The following is a 15,471-nucleotide window of genomic DNA, read 5'->3' as shown; positions in this document are numbered from 1 at the left end:
CGGTGACCAGCACCGCCCCAACCCGCAGCGCCGATCCTGCCGAGCTGCAGCCGTCGGTCCGCCCGGATGGCCTGGGCCGTTTCGGCCCCTTCGGCGGGCAGTACGTCCCCGAAACGCTGATGCCCGCCCTGGCGGAGCTGGAGGCGGCCGCGGCCGAAGCCTGGGCCGATCCCGCCTTCACCGCCCGGCTGAATCACCTGCTGCGCACCTACGTGGGCCGGCCCACGCCCCTCTATGAGGCCGAGCGGCTCACGGCCCACTACGCCCGCCCGGAGGGCGGTCCGCGCCTGTGGCTGAAGCGCGAGGACCTCAACCACACCGGCGCCCACAAGATCAACAACGCCCTGGGCCAGGCCCTGCTGGCGCTGCGCATGGGCAAGAAGCGGATCATCGCCGAAACGGGCGCCGGCCAGCACGGCGTGGCCACGGCCACGGTCTGCGCCCGCTTCGGGCTGGAGTGCGTCATCTACATGGGCGCCGAGGACATGCGCCGCCAGGCCCTGAACGTGTTCCGGATGCGGCTGCTGGGGGCCACGGTCCAGCCCGTCACCGCCGGCACCGCCACCCTCAAGGACGCCACCAGCGAAGCCATCCGCGACTGGGTCACCAACGTGGAGAGCACCCACTACATCCTCGGTTCGGTGGCCGGCCCGCACCCCTACCCGATGCTGGTGCGGGATTTCCATGCCGTGATCGGCCAGGAAGCCCGGACCCAGTGCCTGGAGGCCTTCGGCCGGCTGCCGGATGTGCTGATCGCCTGTGTGGGCGGCGGCTCCAATGCCATGGGCCTGTTCCATCCCTTCGTCCAGGACACCTCGGTGCGTCTGATCGGGGTGGAGGCGGCCGGGGAGGGCGTGGCCACCGGTCGCCATGCCGCCACCATCACCGAAGGCCGGGTGGGGGTGCTGCACGGCGCCATGAGCCTGCTGCTGCAGGACGACGAGGGCCAGGTGCAGGAGGCCCATTCGATCAGTGCCGGCCTCGACTACCCAGGCGTGGGCCCGGAGCACAGCTATCTGCGCCAGATCGGCCGGGCCGAGTACGCCGCCGTCACCGATGCCCAGGCCCTCGAGGCCCTGCAGCGGGTGAGCGAACTGGAGGGCATCATCCCGGCGCTGGAGACGGCCCATGCCTTCGCCTGGCTGGAGTCCCTCTGCCCCACCCTCGCGCCCGGCACCGAAGTGGTGCTCAATCTTTCCGGCCGCGGGGACAAGGACGTCAACACGGTGGCCGAGAAGCTGGGCGACGGCCTGGCGGGCTAGGCCCTCAGAGGGGGTCGTGCTCCCAGGGGAAGCGGGGCAGCTTGTGGAGCCCCTCCTGCATGTGGCGGGCCCACACGTCCATGGTGTGCTGGATCTCCGGTGCCTCCTTCTCGAGCTTCAGGTGCCGGCTCACCTTGAAGGCGTCGCGGGGGACCATGGCGATCTCGAAGGGTGGCCCCACGGTCAGATTGGAGCGCCGGGTGACGATCTCCGACACCAGGCAGAGGCGCGCCGCATCCTCCAGGGAGAGGTCGGGGCGGCCGATGTAATCGAGGGGAGGCTTGCCGTACTTGGTCTCGCCGATCTGCAGGAACGGCGTGTCGTCGGTGGCCATGATCGCGTTCCCCTGGGGGTAGATCATGTAAAGCCCATGGGGCTGGCCGGCGATCTGGCCGCCGAGGATGAAGCTGGCCTCGCCGCTGGCGCCCGCCTGGCGCAGGTTGGGATTGAACTCCTTCTGGACCATCACGTTGAGCCGGCCGATGTAGTCGGCCACCTCGAACAGGTAGCGGGCCGTGAGCATGCTCGGCCCGGCCGGCGGGTCGTCCTGGCGGGTCCACTGGGGGCTGGGGCCGGCGCCATGGTTCTCGATGTCACGGCGGATCCGGTTGAGCACCGCCTGGGTGGTGCCCAGATTGCCCGCCGCCATCAGCACGAACAGCCGGTCGGGCGCCGGTGCCAGCACGTGCATCTTGCTGTAGCTGGAGATGTAGTCGACGCCCGCATTGGTGCGGGAGTCGGAGGCGAACACCAGGCCGCTGTGGAGGAGGAAGCCGAGGCAGTAGGTCATCAGCTGAGCAGCCTCTCCAGGATCGAGGCCACCGACTGGACCGCGGCGCGGGCGGTGGCGTAGGCCATGCGCATCGGCCCCACCAGGCCCACCTGGCCGCGGCCGCCGTGCCCGGTGCGGTAGGTGGCCTGCACCACCGCGCACTGGCCGAGGGCCGCATGGGGATGCTCCGTGCCGATCCAGATCGCTTCGTTCAACACCGGGTCCTGGGCGCCGGTGAACCCGAGCAGGGTACGGGGGCCGTGCTCCACCAGCTGCACCACGGGCAGCACGCTGGAGCTGTGGCGGAATTCGGGCTGGGCCAGCAGGCCGCCCAGGCCGGCGGCCACCACGGCATCGAGCTCCTCGCTGCGGATGCGGCCGTGGCTCTCGAGGGCCTGGCGCAGCAGACCGCCGCTGCGGCGCAGTTCCGCCGGCAGCCGCTCCCAGGGGATGCGGCCGTCGCCTCCGGCGCGGAGCTGCTCGTTGCTCCAGCGCTCCAGGATCGGCAGCTCCTCCTCCAGGCCGGCGCCGAGGCGCAGGTTGAGGCTGGTGCTGAAGTCGGGCCCCTGGACGAGAAACACCAGCAGCCGGTCGCCGCTGGGCACGAGCCGCACGGCCTGCAGCAGGGGGCTGGGCCGCTGGGGGCGGGTGATCAGGCTGAGCAGGCCGGTGAGATCGGCCAGGCGGCGGGCCAGGTGCAGCAGCAGGTCATCGAGGGCGGCCCACTGCAGGCTGATCCCGGCCAGTTCACGCTCCAGCTGCAGGGCGGCGGCCCCCGGGGCCGGCAGCAGCTGGTCGACGTAGAGGCGGTAGCCGCGCTGGCTGGGGATCCGGCCGGCGGAGGTGTGGGGCTGGGTCAGCAGGCCGCGCTGCTCCAGGGCCCCCATGGCCGTCCGCACCGTGGCGGGGCTGGCCGGCAGGCCGAAACGCCGCACCAGCGTGTGGCTGCCCACGGGTTCGACGGTGTCCACGTAGTGCCGCACCGTGGCCCGGAGGACCTCCTGTTGTCGGCGCGGCAGCGTATCCAAGGAATGGGGGAAAAGTTGAAAAGATAAACAGAAGATTGATCCTAGGTGCGCTGGACCCGCCACCGGCCCGGGGCGGGGACTCAGTAACGGGGAATCTGGGGATCCACCTCCCGGCTCCAGGCGTCGATGCCCCCCTTCAGATTCCAGACGTCGGCGTAGCCCTTCTCCTGGATCAGCCAGCAGGCGAAGTCCCAGCTGCGGATGCCGGCATGGCAGAGCACCACCACCGGCTGCTCGCGGTCGAGGTGGGTCTCCAGCTCCGGCAGCCACTCGCGGTGACGGCTCAGCGGGAGGTGCACAAAGGCGAGCGGCAACGTGGCCAGGGCCAGTTCGCCGTCCTCCCGCACGTCCACGATCCGCAGCGGTTCCCCCTCCGCCAGGCGCCGTTGCAGCTCCACGGCGGAGAGGGTGCGGGGGGTGCCCGGGGGGGTCGGCTCGTCCATGGCGGGCGTCGGAGGGGGGGTGGCGTCAGGATGGTCCCATCCTGCTGAGAACAGATGAAGGCCCGCCCATTCCTGGCGGTGCTGCTGGCGCTGGTGCTGGTGGTGTTCGGTCTGGGGCTCGGTGGCTGGTGGCTGGTGTGGCAGCGCAGTGCCCTGCGTCTCCAGCGGCTGCCGCTGGAGGTGCCGCGGGCGGCCCGGTTCGTGCCCCGGGACGCCCCCTTCAGCCTCCACCTGTTCACCGATGGTGAGCAGCCCCTCGACTATGCCCGTGCCGTCGCGCCGCCCCGCCGGCGACGCCAGGCGGCGGAGGCGGTCGGCCGGCTGCGCGACGGGGCCTTCGCTGCGGCCGGTCTCGATTACGGCACGGAGCTGAGCTCCTGGCTGGCATCACCGGTGGGCCTGGCCCTGTTCGAGGCGGACACCGGCGGCGCGGCGGGGGCCACCCGGCGTGGAGGCTGGCTGCTGGTGCTGGGCAGCCGGGACGACGGTGGCGCCCGCCGCTTTCTGCAGCGGTTCTGGCAGACCCGCAGCCTGGCGGGCACCGATCTCCAGATCAGCACGTACCGGGGCCTGGGTCTGATCAGCGGCCGGGGAGCCCTGCTGGGCCGGACGCCGATGCCCCTGGCCACGGCCCTGGTGGATGACGACCTCGTCCTGATCGCCTCGGGACGGGGGGTGCTGGAGCAGGCCCTCGACGTGTCCCAGATCGACGAGCTCAACCAGGCCGGCCAGCCCGGCTTCCAGGAGGGTCTGCGGCGTCTTGGCACCGGGGCCGCCCTGGTGCAGGCGGCCCCGGATGCCCTGGAGCGCTGGCTGGGGCTGCCGCTGCCGGCCCCGGCCGACCAGCGGCCCGGCGGCCTGCTGCTGGCCCTGCGGCCCGACGGCCGCAGCCTGCGGCTGTCGGGCCTGCTGGAGCTGCCGCCACAGACGACGCTGCCCGAGGTCGGTGCCGACGGCGACCTGGGCCGGGCCCTGCGGGCCGCCCTGCACCGCCCCTCCGCCAGTCTCGCCGTGGTGCAGGACCCCGCCGCCATCGACGCGATTCCCCTGCTGCAGCCGCTGCTCAGCCGCATGGCGGGAGGGGCCGGGGCGGCGGGGCCCCTGCCCGCCCTGGTGGTGGGGGCCGACGCAGGCCCCCTGCTGGCGGCCGCCAGCGGCGAGCGCTGGCTGCTCGGGACCGCGGCCGATCGCCCGGCGGCGGCCGCCGTCGAGGCCTCCCTGGCGGCCGATGGCCTGATCGCCGCTCCCCTGGACGTGGAGGGCCGCTCGCTGCAGGTCTGGACGCGGCTGCGGGCCGGCACCGGCCGCCGCGACGACAGGGCCGAGCAGCTGCAGGCCCCCCTGCTGGGCTGGCGCTGGCAACGGGGCGACCAGGCCTGGTGGGGGGAGTCCCTGGGGCAGCTGGAGAGCCTCGACGCACCAGGGTCGAAGGGCGCTGCACAGCCCAAGGACCCGCTGGAGGTCCTCGCGGCCCCGGAGGCGGCCCTGCAGTGGGCCCTCGATGGTCCGCGGGCCCGCGACCTGCTGGCCTCCTGGCAGCCGTGGCAGCGCCTCACCGCCCTGGCAGGAGGCCCCCTCAGTGACCCGGTGGCGGGGCTGGCCCTGGCCCTGACGGGGGAGTCCGGGGTGCTGGCGGTGGACGCCCGTCTCGACTTCGGGGACGCCTGACCATGGCGCCCCTGGGCTGGGACCTGCTGCTGCTGCGCCACGGCATCGCCGAGGAGCGCAGCCCCGACCGCGTCGATGCCGAGCGGGAACTCACCGCCGCCGGCCGGGCCCGCACCCGGGCCGTGCTGGAGCACGCCGCCGGCCTGGGGCTGCGGGCGGATCGCCTGCTCTCCAGCCCCCTGGCCCGGGCCCGTCAGACCGGCGAGATCGCCCGGGAGGCCGGGCTGGCCGGGGCCCTGGAACTGGCCCAGGCCCTGGAGCCGGGGGGTGACCCCCTGCCCCTGCTGCCGGCCTGGCGGACCCAGGCGGAGGGGGACGCGGCGGCGCCCTTCCGGCTGTTGCTGGTGGGCCATGAACCGGACCTGGGGCTGCTGGCGGCCCGCCTCCTGGGGGCGCCGCCGGGGGCCATCACCCTGCGCAAGGCAGGCCTGGCTCTGCTGCGCCTGCCCGTGGTGCCGACCGGGGCGGCGCTGGCCGGCAGCGCCCGGCTGGAATGGCTGGTGCGGCCCAAGCTCTGGCTGCCCCGCCCCTGAGCCGGCAGCCGGCGCTACGGCAGAAGCCCGTTCCTGCGCCTAAGTTCGTCCCATCCACAGGATTCGGCATGGCGGCGGTGAGCACCCCAGAGGCCAACGACCCTCAGGGCACCCCTCCCTCTCCATCGCCCCCGGCGCCGGCCATGCCCACGTTCCGCCCCGGTCTGGAAGGGGTCCCGGCCACCCAGTCGGCGGTGTGCGACATCGAAGGCCAGCGGGGCCTGCTCACCTACCGGGGCTACCCGATCGAGCAGCTGGCGAGTCACAGCAGCTTTCTGGAAACCGCCTACCTGCTGATCTGGGGTGAGCTGCCCACCATCTTCCAGCTGCGGGAGTTCGAGCAGGAGGTGCAGATGCACCGGCGGCTCAGCTTCCGCATCCGGGACATGATGAAGTGCTTCCCGGCCACGGGTCACCCGATGGATGCCCTGCAGGCCAGTGCGGCCTCCCTGGGGCTCTTCTATTCCCGCCGCGCCCTCTACGACCCCCAGTACATCGTCGATGCGGTGGTGCGGCTGATCGCCAAGATCCCGACGATGGTGGCGGCGTTCCAGCTGATCCGGAAGGGCCAGGACCCGATCCAGCCCCGGGACGACCTGGCCTACTCGGCCAACTTCCTCTACATGCTCACCGAGCGGGAGCCCGATCCCCTGGCGGCGCGGATCTTCGACGCCTGCCTGATCCTGCACGCCGAGCACAGCCTCAACGCCAGCACCTTCAGCGCCCGGGTCACGGCCAGCACCCTCACCGACCCCTACGCGGTGGTGGCCTCGGCGGTGGGCACCCTGGCGGGCCCCCTGCACGGCGGCGCCAACGAGGATGTGCTCGACATGCTCGACCAGATCGGCAGCATCGACCAGGTGGAACCCTGGCTCGACCGGGCCATCGCCCAGAAGCAGAAGATCATGGGCTTCGGCCACCGGGAGTACCGGGTCAAGGATCCCCGGGCCGTGATCCTGCAGGGCCTGGCGGAGGAGCTCTTCCAGCGCTTCGGCCACGACGCCATGTACGACGTGGCCCTGAAGCTGGAGGAGGTGGCCGGCCGGCGGCTGGGGCCGAAGGGGATCTACCCCAACGTCGACTTCTACTCCGGTCTCGTCTACCGGAAGCTCGGTATTCCCCGCGACCTGTTCACCCCCATCTTCGCCATCGCCCGTACGGCAGGATGGCTGGCCCACTGGAAGGAACAACTGGGTGCCAACCGCATCTACCGTCCCTCGCAGATCTACACCGGCCCCACCGAGCGGGGCTGGCTCCCCCTGGAAAGCCGTCCGGTTCCTGGCTGAGTCACTGGCTGACCCTTTTCCCCCTAGGTTCCCCCCCAACGGAGTTCTCTGATGCTGTCCACTGGCCTGCTGGGTGCCGCCGTTGCTCCCCCCGGTCTCGACCTCCAGTCGAGCTTCCTCGACCTCGCCCAGGCCATGGGCCTCACCCCCGGGGCGGCCCGCCTGCTGTGGCTGCCCCTGCCGATGGTCCTGGTGCTGGTGGGGGCCGTCGTCGGCGTGCTGGTGAGTGTCTGGCTCGAGCGCAAGATCTCGGCGGCCGTGCAGCAGCGCATCGGCCCTGAGTACGCCGGCGCCCTGGGGGTGCTCCAGCCCTTGGCCGATGGCCTCAAGCTCGTCTTCAAGGAGGACATCATCCCGGCCCGGGCCGATGGCCTGCTGTTCAGCCTCGGCCCCGTGCTGGTGGTGGTGCCCGTGATTCTGTCCTGGCTGGTGGTGCCCTTCGGCCAGAACCTCCTGATCAGCAATGTGGGGGTGGGCATCTTCCTGTGGATCGCCCTGAGCAGCATCCAGCCCATCGGCCTGCTGATGAGCGGCTACTCCAGCAACAACAAGTACTCCCTGCTGGGTGGTCTGCGGGCCGCCGCCCAGTCGATCAGCTACGAGATCCCCCTGGCCCTGGCGGTGCTGGCGGTGGTGATGATGAGCAACTCCCTCAGCACCGTCGACATCGTCGCCCAGCAGACCGGGGCCGGCATCTTCAGCTGGAACATCTGGCGTCAGCCCGTCGGTTTCGTGATCTTCTGGATCTGTGCCCTGGCGGAATGCGAGCGCCTCCCCTTTGACCTTCCTGAGGCGGAGGAGGAGCTGGTGGCCGGCTATCAGACCGAGTACTCCGGCATGAAGTTCGCCCTCTTCTACCTGGGCAGCTACATCAACCTGGTGCTCTCGGCCCTGCTGGTGTCGGTGCTCTACCTGGGCGGCTGGGGCTTCCCGCTGCCCGTCGAGTGGATCACCGGCTGGCTGGGTCTCTCCCCCGACGCCCCGCTGGTCCAGGTGATCACCGGCTCGATCGGCATCGTCAGCACGATCCTCAAGGCCTATCTGCTGGTGTTCTTCGCGATCCTGCTGCGCTGGACCACTCCGCGGGTGCGGATCGACCAGCTGCTCGACCTGGGCTGGAAGTTCCTGCTGCCGATCGCCCTGGTCAACCTCCTGGTCACCGCCGGCCTCAAGCTGGCCTTCCCGGTGGCCTTCGGCGGCTGAACCCGTTCCCCGGATACCAACACAGCGGCCCCCTCGGGGCCATCATGGTCCCCATCCCGTAACCCCCTCGCCCTAGCCATGTTCGGGTTTCTCAAGCAAGTCGGTGATTACACCCGGGAGGCGGTGAGCGCGGCCCAGACGATGACCCAGGGGCTGGCGGTCACCTTCGATCACCTGCGGCGGCGGCCGATCACGGTCCAGTACCCCTACGAGAAGCTGATCCCCTCCGAGCGGTACCGGGGCCGGATCCACTACGAGCTCGACAAGTGCATCTCCTGCGAGGTGTGCGTGAGGGTCTGCCCCATCAACCTGCCCGTGGTGGACTGGGTGATGAACAAGGCCACCAAGAAGAAGGAGCTGCGCAACTACTCGATCGATTTCGGGGTGTGCATCTTCTGCGGCAACTGCGTGGAGTACTGCCCCACCAACTGCCTCTCCATGACCGAGGAGTACGAGCTGGCGGCCTTCGATCGCCACAGCCTCAACTACGACAACGTCGCCCTCGGTCGCCTGCCCACTAGCGTCACCTCCGACCCGGCGGTGTTCGCCCTGCGGGAACTGGCCTACCTTCCCAAGGGCGCCATGGATCCCCATGGGGTTCCCGCCAGCGAGCCCCGGGCCGGCCGGCTGCCGTCCCAGGTGCTGGAAACCCTCCCCTCCGACAGCACCGCAGAGTCCTGATGTCGATCGCTTCCACCACCCAGCAGATCTGTTTCCTGGTGCTCTCGGCCACCACGGTGATCGGCTCCCTGGGCGTTGTCCTGCTGCCCAACATCGTCTATTCCGCTTTCCTGCTCGGCGGCGTCTTCCTCTCGGTGGCCGGCCTCTACCTGCTGCTCAACGCCAGCTTCGTCGCGGCCGCCCAGATCCTCGTCTACGTCGGGGCGGTCAATGTCCTGATCCTGTTCGCGATCATGCTCGTGAACAAGAAGGAAACCCTCGCCGCGATCCCCGGCCTGCTGGTCCGCCGTCTGCTGTCCGGTGCCGTCTGCGCCGGCCTGTTCGCCCTGCTGCTGCGGGTGGCCTTCACCACCCCGTGGGCGCTGCCGGGTCCCACCCCTGTCGGCGAGGAAGCCACCATCCGCATCGGCGAGCACCTCTTCACCGACTATCTCCTGCCCTTCGAGCTGGCGTCGGTGCTGCTGCTGATGGCCATGATCGGGGCCATCGTCCTGGCCCGCCGCGACGTCTTCAGCACCGACGTGATCACCGGTGAGCCGGCCGATCAGGGTCTGATCGAGAAGGATCGCACCCCCCTGCTGATCGAGACCTCCGCCAACGCCCCCACCCTGCTCACCAAGCCATGATCTCCGACGCCGCCTCCCCGATCCCCCTCGAGGCCTTTCTCGCCGTCGCGGCGATGCTTTTCTGCGTCGGTGTCTGGGGGCTGATCAACAGCCGCAATGCCGTGCGGGTGCTGATGAGCATCGAGCTGATGCTCAACGCCGTCAACATCAACCTGATGGCCTTCTCCGACTACCTCGATGGTCAGCTGATCCGGGGGCAGGTGTTCGCGATCTTCGTGATCACCGTGGCCGCGGCCGAGGCGGCCGTCGGTCTGGCCATCCTGCTGTCGCTCTATCGCAACCGCGAAACCGTCGACATGGAGCGCTTCAACCTGCTGCGCTGGTAGCGGTGCCAGCGTCCCCGGCTTCCGCCCATGCGGCTTGAGAGGGTCTGGCTGATCCTGCGCAAGGGCAGCCAGGCTGCCCAGCGCCAGGCCCGTCGCTGTGCCCAGGACCTGCGCTCCCAGGGGGCCAGCGTCACCACCGCCGTCAGCGGTCTGGGGCTCAACCCCTTCCCCGGCCTTCTGGCCACCGAGGCCGAGCTGCCGGATCTGGCCGTTGTGCTCGGCGGAGACGGCACCGTGCTCGCCGCGGCCCGTCATCTGGCCAGCTACGGGGTGCCGGTGCTCAGCTTCAACGTCGGCGGCCACCTGGGCTTCCTCACCCACGAGCGGCGCCTGCTCAGGCTGCAGGGCGATGGCCACGGAGAGCCGGGCCACGATCCGGACGACACCCTCTGGCAGCGCCTGCGCGACGACCGCTTCGCGATCGAGCGGCGCATGATGCTGGAGGCCCGGGTCGACCGCGGCGACGGCGTGCCCCAGGAGGGGGACGTGGCCTCCGACGTCGACCTCAGCGGGGGCGGCGATGGCCCCCACACGGCCCTCAACGACTTCTACTTCCGCCCCGCCCTCGACGAGCTCTCCCCCACCTGCATGCTCGAACTCGAGATCGACGGGGAGGTGGTGGATCAGTACCGGGGCGACGGGCTGATCATCGCCACCCCCACCGGCTCCACGGGCTACGCGATGGCCGCCGGGGGGCCGATCCTCCACCCGGGCATCGAAGCGATCGTGGTCACGCCGATCTGCCCGATGAGTCTCTCCAGCCGGGCGGTGGTGGTGCCCCCCGGCTCCAGGCTGTCGGTGTGGCCCCTGGGGGAGGCCAGCCGCCGGGTGAAGCTCTGGAAGGACGGGGCCCATGCCACCGTGCTGGAACCCGGGGATCGCTGCGTCCTGCAGCGGGGTCGCCATCCGGTGCTGATGCTCCAGCTCGAGCAGAGCCCCTCGTACTACAGCACCCTCACCCACAAGCTCCACTGGGCCGGCAGCCTCACCGCCGGCGAACCGTCCCGCAACTGATCCGCGCCCATCCACGCCCCGACGCCCCCCTGACCCATGGCCCTGGAAATCGAGCGCCGCTTCCTCGTCCGTGGCGAGCTGTGGCGCCCCCATGCGGTCGGAGAGAACCTGATCCGCCAGGGGTATCTGGCCAGCGGCCGTGACGACCTCACCCTGCGGGTGCGGCTGGCGCGCCCCCCGGAGGGCCCGATGGCGGCCTTTCTCACCCTCAAGCTGCCGGCCGCCGGCGGGGGCCTGATGGGGCCGGAGCATGGGGAGCTGATCCCGGCTGCCGGTCAGGCCCTGACGCGGCAGGAGTATGAGTATCCGATTCCGGCCGCCGACGCCGAGGCCCTGCTGGAGCGGTGCGACCATCGGCTCGGCAAGATCCGCTTCGGCCTGGACCTGCCCGGGGGCGACTGGGTCCTGGATGTGTTCGAGGGGGCCAATGCGCCCCTGGTGGTGGCGGAGGTGGAACTGGAGCGCGCCGACGAGCCGGTGGCCGTTCCCCCCTGGTGCGCCCTGGAGATCACCGGCCGCCGTGAGCTCAGCAATGCCGCCCTGGCCCACCGTCCCCTGGCGATGTGGCCGGAGGCCGACCGTCAGGCCCTGCTGGTCCAGGCCCACGGAGGACCCGACTGAGGACCCCACCGGTGCCGCTCAGCCGGGGCCGGTGCCGGCGTCAGGGGGCAGGGCGCAGCAGTTGAATCCGTCACGGCAGATCTTGCCGTGATCCATCGCCCAGTTCAGCAGGGCCACCCGGTTCTTGGCGCCGGTCTTGGTGAAGATGTTGCTGACGTGGTTGTCGACCGTGCGCTTGCTGATGGTGAGCTGGCCGGCGATCTCGAGGTTGGTCAGTCCGGTGGCCACCAGCTCGATGATCTCGATTTCCCGCTCAGATAACTCGCTGTGTGGATGCACCATGGGCCGCTCCAGGGACGGGGATGGGGACAGTGAGCTGGAAGCCGCCATGGACCTGCGCTCAGCCATCGGCTCCTCGGCGAGGGCTGTTTCACTCTAGGCAGCGGCTGCTCCATGATGCCCCTGTCTTGGAGATGGCCGTTGCAGCTTCGACAGGCCCTGGCGGACGGTCGGTTCGCCGTGACGGCGGAGGTGACACCGCCCCGGGGGGGCGATGCCACGCGCACCCTCGAGGCGGCGACGGCGCTGCGGGGTCTGGTGCATGCGGTCAACGTCACCGATGGCAGCCGGGCCGTGATGCGGATGAGCAGCCTGGCGGTGTGCCGTCTGCTGCTGGAGGCCGGCATCGAGCCGGTGCTGCAGATGACGTGCCGCGACCGCAACCGCATCGCCTTGCAGGCCGATCTGCTCGGCGCCCATGCCCTCGGCATCCGCAACCTGCTCTGCCTCACCGGTGACCCGGTGCGGGCCGGCGATCAGCCCGGGGTCCGGGCGGTGAACGAGCTGGAGGCGGTGCGGCTGCTGCAGCTGGTGCGGGGCCTCAACGCCGGCGAGGATCCGGTGAAGGGGGAGCTGCCCGATGGGGCCACGGCCCTCTTCCCCGGCGCCGCCGCCGATCCCCAGTCGCGGAGCTGGAGTGGGCTTCTCTCCAGGGTGCGCCGCAAGCAGGAGGCGGGCGCCCGTTTCCTCCAGACCCAGATGGTGATGGATGCGGCCGCCCTGCGCCGCTTCGTGGAGGAGATCACCGGCCCCCTCGGACTGCCGGTGCTGGCCGGGGTGTTTCTGCTCAAGTCGGCCCGCAATGCCCAGTTCATCAACCGCGTCGTGCCGGGGGCCTGCATCCCCCAGTCCCTGATCGACCGCCTCGCCGGCGCGGCCGATCCGGCGGCGGAGGGGGTGGCGATCGCCGCCGAACAGGTGGCCGCCTACCGCTCCATCGCCCAGGGGGTGCACCTGATGGCCATCAAGGCCGAACACCGCATTCCCCAGATCCTGCGGCTGGCGGGCCTAGGGGGCGCCGCTGGCGGCGAGGTCGGTGCCCAGCAGCTCGGCCATGGCCTTCTGCTGAGGTGAGGGGGTGCCCACGTCCTGGCGGCGCGAATCGGTGATCAGCCAGTCGAGGGCGGCCTCCTGGAGATCGAAGTGGTCGCCGTTGCGGTCGACGCAGTAGCGGCCGTAGACCAGCTTCTCGACGAGCTGGACCCCGGGGCCGATCCGGGAGTAGTCGAAGATGATCGAGTTGTCGATCGTGGCCCCTTCGCAGATGTGGCAGCTCGGCCCGATCATGGCCGGCCCGATGATCGTGACGCCGTTCTCGATGCGGGTCATACCGCCCACGAAGATCGGCCCCTCGACGTGGATCTGGTCCCAGTCGGCCGCCACGTTGAGGCCCGCGTAGATGCCGGGGCGCACCTGCTTGCCAGGAATCTGCACCTGGCGCACATCCCCCTGCAGCACGCTGCGGATCGCCTGCCAGTAATCCGGCACCTTGCCGATGTCCACCCACTCGAATTCCATGGGCAGGGCGTAGAAGGGGGCCCCGGATTCCACCAGCCTGGGAAACAGGTCGGCGGCGATGTCGAAGGGTTCGCCGCTGGGGATGAAATCCAGGACGGCCGGTTCGAAGATGTAGATGCCGGTGTTGATCATGTCGCTGGCGGCCTCTTCCACCGACGGCTTCTCCTGGAAGGAGAGCACCCGGCCGGCTTCGTCGGTCACCACCACCCCGTAGCTGCTGACCTGGTCGCGGGGCACCCGCTTGGTGATCAGGCTGGCCATCGCCCCCTTCTCGCGGTGCCGCCGCACGGCTTCCGTGAGGTCGAGATCGATGAGGGCATCGCCGCAGAGCACCACGAAGGTGTCGTCGAAGAAGGACTGGAAGTCCTGGATCTTCTTCAGGCCCCCGGCCGAACCCATGGCTTCGCCGATCAGCTCACCGTCCTTGATGCGCCCCTCGAAGCTGTAGGCGATCTGGACATCGAAGCGCTGGCCGTCGCGAAAGTAGTTCTCGATCTCCTCCGAAAGGTGGGAGACATTGACCATGATTTCGTTGAAACCGTGCTCCCGGAGCAACTCGAGCAGAAACTCCATGACGGGTTTCTGGAGGATCGGAATCATCGGCTTGGGCGTTGTGTGCGTGATGGGACGCACCCGTGTTCCCTTGCCTGCCGCCAGGATCATCGCCTTCATCGGCGTCGTTTCAGGTCGGAGGTGAAGACTCAGCCTACGGAGAAAACTCAGGCGGCCACTGCCTCCAGAGCCGGCCCCCTATCTGACCCCTGCCCCGGCAGCCGCGGCAGGCTGAGCGCTTCGACCCGTTCCTCCCCGCGGCGGCACAGGCTGAGGGGACCGTAGAGGCCGCCCTCCTGGGCCAGTTCCACCTTGCCCTGGGAGGAGAGGAACAGCAGGGCCCAGAACACCCCCACCCGGTCGCTGTCCAGATCGGCGTCCTCCGCAGAGCCGGCGAGGGGGCTGGCCAGGGCCTCCGCCCAGGCGCCCACCAGGGCGTCGAAGGTCACCCACGCGAGGGCCTCGGCGGTGGGCTCCCACGCCAGCAGGAAGCGGCTCAGGGCGGCGGTGGTCTCCGGCAGTTTCTCCCGGTGGGCCAGGGAGGCCACCTGGGCGATCGCCGCCCGCTCGCTGTAACGGCGGGCGCGGGGCCTGTGCCGCCCTTCCCCTCCCTCCTGCTCGAGCCGCTCGGCGATGTCCTCGAGCTGGCGGATCAGTTCCCCCAGGGTGACGGGGCGCTGCAGGGGGGGTGGCGCCACCGGCCGGCGCTGCAGGTGCCGTTCGGGCCGCCGCGGCAGGGCCACGGCGGAGGGGCCCCAGCCGCCGTCGTCCTCGGCGGCGAAGGGGTCCTCCAGCAGCGGCTCGGGCGGGAAGGTGGCCGATTCCAGCAGTTCCGCCTTGAGCCCCACCAGCACCGAGGCGGCCAGGAAGGCCTCGCTGGACTCGGCCAGATCCCGTTCGTAGCTCCCTCCCTGGGGTTCCAGGCGCCTGGGCAGCTCGATGCGCTGGCGCAGCTGGTCGAGGAAACCGTCGACGACGGCGATCACATCGACGTCCCAGGGATCGATGTCGCCCCGTTCGGCCGCGTCCTGGAGCAACCGGATGGCGAGTCTGGCGCCCGCTTCTGCCACGCGCGATGTCCTGCTCGGAGGGTGCCGTCCCTGGGCAAGCTACCGGCTGCGGCCCGATGGCACCAGTCGCGGTGATGACCGAACCGGCCCCGGGGCCTCAGTCGGCGGCCAGCGAGAGGCTGCCGTCGCCCCCCTCATCACGGGACGACGCCGAGCTCTCGCCGGCGGCCGGCAGCAGCCCCAGCTGGGCATCCACGGTGGCCCGGTAGCGGCGCAGATCGTTCTCCAGCTCGCTGATCCGCACCTGCTGGGCCTCCGCTTCGCCGGCGGTCTGCAGGGTTTCCACCTTGCGCACCACGCCGCTCCAGACGGCGTAGATCCAGGCGGCGGTGGCACCGAGACCGCCCACCAGCAGCAGCAGGGCCGCCAGCGGCAGGGTGGTGCTCACGCCCGGCAGGAAATGCACCGTGGTGGCCGTGGTGTTCTCCAGGGTGAACATCACCGTGGCCAAGCCGAAGCTGAAGATCAGAAGGAAGTTGATCTGCCGCATGGAGACCCTCGCTGTGCGATGGAGGAGCGTAGGCATCCTCCCCGGAGGATGGCGCCATGGCCCCGGGCCTGCGCAGGGTTTCGTAACCGGCCCCCAACC

General features: G+C 70.5%; 18 protein-coding genes. 11 read left to right on the top strand and 7 right to left on the bottom strand.

Features of this window, described 5'->3' with window-relative positions; genetic code table 11:
- Nucleotides 1-2: 2 nt before the first annotated feature.
- Nucleotides 3-1,262 carry a tryptophan synthase subunit beta gene (gene trpB, locus KUG39_RS12260; RefSeq protein WP_216916225.1) on the top strand — a complete coding sequence of 420 codons (1,260 nt, stop codon included), beginning with the start codon at nucleotides 3-5 and terminating at the stop codon, nucleotides 1,260-1,262.
- A gap of 4 nt (nucleotides 1,263-1,266) precedes the next feature.
- Here trpB and KUG39_RS12255 read toward each other — a convergent pair whose 3' ends face one another.
- The 3 genes from KUG39_RS12255 to KUG39_RS12245 all read right to left on the bottom strand — a co-directional run bounded on the left by KUG39_RS12255 (nucleotide 1,267) and on the right by KUG39_RS12245 (nucleotide 3,505).
- Complete coding sequence (locus KUG39_RS12255) at nucleotides 1,267-2,052, bottom strand: proteasome-type protease (protein WP_094587418.1); 786 nt, start codon at nucleotides 2,050-2,052, stop codon at nucleotides 1,267-1,269.
- Nucleotides 2,052-3,062, bottom strand: a complete 1,011-nt coding sequence (locus KUG39_RS12250) for an HrcA family transcriptional regulator (RefSeq protein ID WP_286193231.1) — start codon at nucleotides 3,060-3,062, stop codon at nucleotides 2,052-2,054. Before KUG39_RS12250 ends, KUG39_RS12255 begins: the two co-directional genes overlap by 1 nt.
- An 80-nt stretch (nucleotides 3,063-3,142) precedes the next feature.
- Nucleotides 3,143-3,505 carry a rhodanese-like domain-containing protein gene (locus KUG39_RS12245; protein ID WP_216916226.1) on the bottom strand — a complete coding sequence of 121 codons (363 nt, stop codon included), beginning with the start codon at nucleotides 3,503-3,505 and terminating at the stop codon, nucleotides 3,143-3,145.
- A 54-nt stretch (nucleotides 3,506-3,559) separates the two neighbouring features.
- Here KUG39_RS12245 and KUG39_RS12240 point away from each other — a divergent pair, with 54 nt between their 5' ends.
- The 9 genes from KUG39_RS12240 (at nucleotide 3,560) to KUG39_RS12200 (ending at nucleotide 11,463) form a co-directional block, all read left to right on the top strand.
- The gene (locus tag KUG39_RS12240) at nucleotides 3,560-5,173 is read left to right on the top strand and encodes a DUF3352 domain-containing protein (protein WP_216918318.1); all 1,614 of its coding nucleotides are present in this window, start codon (nucleotides 3,560-3,562) and stop codon (nucleotides 5,171-5,173) included.
- 2 nt (nucleotides 5,174-5,175) lie between these two features.
- The gene (locus KUG39_RS12235) at nucleotides 5,176-5,706 is read left to right on the top strand and encodes a SixA phosphatase family protein (RefSeq protein WP_216915168.1); all 531 of its coding nucleotides are present in this window, start codon (nucleotides 5,176-5,178) and stop codon (nucleotides 5,704-5,706) included.
- A gap of 143 nt (nucleotides 5,707-5,849) precedes the next feature.
- Nucleotides 5,850-6,992 carry a citrate synthase gene (locus tag KUG39_RS12230; RefSeq protein WP_216915166.1) on the top strand — a complete coding sequence of 381 codons (1,143 nt, stop codon included), beginning with the start codon at nucleotides 5,850-5,852 and terminating at the stop codon, nucleotides 6,990-6,992.
- 51 nt (nucleotides 6,993-7,043) lie between these two features.
- A complete protein-coding gene (nuoH, locus tag KUG39_RS12225) occupies nucleotides 7,044-8,195 on the top strand; it encodes an NADH-quinone oxidoreductase subunit NuoH (protein WP_190610489.1) in 1,152 nt (383 codons plus the stop codon).
- Between the two features lie 78 nt (nucleotides 8,196-8,273).
- On the top strand, nucleotides 8,274-8,876 hold the full coding sequence (gene ndhI, locus KUG39_RS12220) for an NAD(P)H-quinone oxidoreductase subunit I (RefSeq protein WP_094586745.1): 603 nt from the start codon (nucleotides 8,274-8,276) through the stop codon (nucleotides 8,874-8,876).
- Nucleotides 8,876-9,502 carry an NADH-quinone oxidoreductase subunit J gene (locus tag KUG39_RS12215; protein WP_094586744.1) on the top strand — a complete coding sequence of 209 codons (627 nt, stop codon included), beginning with the start codon at nucleotides 8,876-8,878 and terminating at the stop codon, nucleotides 9,500-9,502. The genes ndhI and KUG39_RS12215 overlap by 1 nt, the downstream gene beginning before the upstream one ends.
- Complete coding sequence (nuoK, locus tag KUG39_RS12210) at nucleotides 9,499-9,828, top strand: NADH-quinone oxidoreductase subunit NuoK (protein WP_094586742.1); 330 nt, start codon at nucleotides 9,499-9,501, stop codon at nucleotides 9,826-9,828. Before KUG39_RS12215 ends, nuoK begins: the two co-directional genes overlap by 4 nt.
- A 27-nt stretch (nucleotides 9,829-9,855) precedes the next feature.
- On the top strand, nucleotides 9,856-10,842 hold the full coding sequence (locus KUG39_RS12205; RefSeq protein ID WP_094586740.1) for an NAD(+) kinase: 987 nt from the start codon (nucleotides 9,856-9,858) through the stop codon (nucleotides 10,840-10,842).
- Between the two features lie 36 nt (nucleotides 10,843-10,878).
- Complete coding sequence (locus tag KUG39_RS12200) at nucleotides 10,879-11,463, top strand: CYTH domain-containing protein (RefSeq protein ID WP_216915164.1); 585 nt, start codon at nucleotides 10,879-10,881, stop codon at nucleotides 11,461-11,463.
- Between the two features lie 18 nt (nucleotides 11,464-11,481).
- On the opposite strand, the gene pedR is transcribed toward KUG39_RS12200, so the two are convergent.
- Nucleotides 11,482-11,745, bottom strand: coding sequence for a photosynthetic electron transport-dependent transcriptional regulator PedR (pedR, locus tag KUG39_RS12195; protein ID WP_094586736.1), 264 nt, complete (start codon nucleotides 11,743-11,745; stop codon nucleotides 11,482-11,484).
- Nucleotides 11,746-11,859: 114 nt separating this feature from the next.
- Here pedR and KUG39_RS12190 point away from each other — a divergent pair, with 114 nt between their 5' ends.
- Nucleotides 11,860-12,816, top strand: coding sequence for a methylenetetrahydrofolate reductase (locus tag KUG39_RS12190; protein WP_502690439.1), 957 nt, complete (start codon nucleotides 11,860-11,862; stop codon nucleotides 12,814-12,816).
- Here the strand turns inward: KUG39_RS12190 and KUG39_RS12185 are convergent.
- From KUG39_RS12185 to KUG39_RS12175, 3 genes are all read right to left on the bottom strand, one after another.
- Entirely contained in the window at nucleotides 12,751-13,932 is a 1,182-nt protein-coding gene (locus KUG39_RS12185; protein WP_094586732.1) for a nucleotidyltransferase family protein, read from the bottom strand. The genes KUG39_RS12190 and KUG39_RS12185 overlap by 66 nt on opposite strands.
- A 47-nt stretch (nucleotides 13,933-13,979) precedes the next feature.
- Nucleotides 13,980-14,882 carry a segregation/condensation protein A gene (locus tag KUG39_RS12180; RefSeq protein ID WP_216915162.1) on the bottom strand — a complete coding sequence of 301 codons (903 nt, stop codon included), beginning with the start codon at nucleotides 14,880-14,882 and terminating at the stop codon, nucleotides 13,980-13,982.
- Between the two features lie 97 nt (nucleotides 14,883-14,979).
- Nucleotides 14,980-15,372 (bottom strand): lipopolysaccharide assembly protein LapA domain-containing protein, encoded by a 393-nt coding sequence (locus tag KUG39_RS12175; RefSeq protein WP_094586728.1) that lies wholly within the window; start codon nucleotides 15,370-15,372, stop codon nucleotides 14,980-14,982.
- Nucleotides 15,373-15,471 lie beyond the last annotated feature (99 nt).

This window comes from Synechococcus sp. CCAP 1479/10 (assembly GCF_019038515.1).
Taxonomy (GTDB): domain Bacteria; phylum Cyanobacteriota; class Cyanobacteriia; order PCC-6307; family Cyanobiaceae; genus Cyanobium.
This window is presented reverse-complemented; position numbering and strand designations above follow the sequence as displayed.

Coding starts and splice junctions, on each gene's coding strand:
- KUG39_RS12255 (WP_094587418.1), bottom strand. CDS start 2,052: ATGACCTACTGCCTCGGCTTCCTCCTCCACAGCGGCCTGGTGTTCGCC.
- KUG39_RS12245 (WP_216916226.1), bottom strand. CDS start 3,505: ATGGACGAGCCGACCCCCCCGGGCACCCCCCGCACCCTCTCCGCCGTG.
- KUG39_RS12240 (WP_216918318.1), top strand. CDS start 3,560: ATGAAGGCCCGCCCATTCCTGGCGGTGCTGCTGGCGCTGGTGCTGGTG.
- KUG39_RS12235 (WP_216915168.1), top strand. CDS start 5,176: ATGGCGCCCCTGGGCTGGGACCTGCTGCTGCTGCGCCACGGCATCGCC.
- KUG39_RS12230 (WP_216915166.1), top strand. CDS start 5,850: ATGCCCACGTTCCGCCCCGGTCTGGAAGGGGTCCCGGCCACCCAGTCG.
- nuoH (WP_190610489.1), top strand. CDS start 7,044: ATGCTGTCCACTGGCCTGCTGGGTGCCGCCGTTGCTCCCCCCGGTCTC.
- ndhI (WP_094586745.1), top strand. CDS start 8,274: ATGTTCGGGTTTCTCAAGCAAGTCGGTGATTACACCCGGGAGGCGGTG.
- KUG39_RS12215 (WP_094586744.1), top strand. CDS start 8,876: ATGTCGATCGCTTCCACCACCCAGCAGATCTGTTTCCTGGTGCTCTCG.
- nuoK (WP_094586742.1), top strand. CDS start 9,499: ATGATCTCCGACGCCGCCTCCCCGATCCCCCTCGAGGCCTTTCTCGCC.
- KUG39_RS12205 (WP_094586740.1), top strand. CDS start 9,856: ATGCGGCTTGAGAGGGTCTGGCTGATCCTGCGCAAGGGCAGCCAGGCT.
- KUG39_RS12200 (WP_216915164.1), top strand. CDS start 10,879: ATGGCCCTGGAAATCGAGCGCCGCTTCCTCGTCCGTGGCGAGCTGTGG.
- pedR (WP_094586736.1), bottom strand. CDS start 11,745: ATGGTGCATCCACACAGCGAGTTATCTGAGCGGGAAATCGAGATCATC.
- KUG39_RS12190 (WP_502690439.1), top strand. CDS start 11,860: ATGCCCCTGTCTTGGAGATGGCCGTTGCAGCTTCGACAGGCCCTGGCG.
- KUG39_RS12185 (WP_094586732.1), bottom strand. CDS start 13,932: ATGAAGGCGATGATCCTGGCGGCAGGCAAGGGAACACGGGTGCGTCCC.
- KUG39_RS12175 (WP_094586728.1), bottom strand. CDS start 15,372: ATGCGGCAGATCAACTTCCTTCTGATCTTCAGCTTCGGCTTGGCCACG.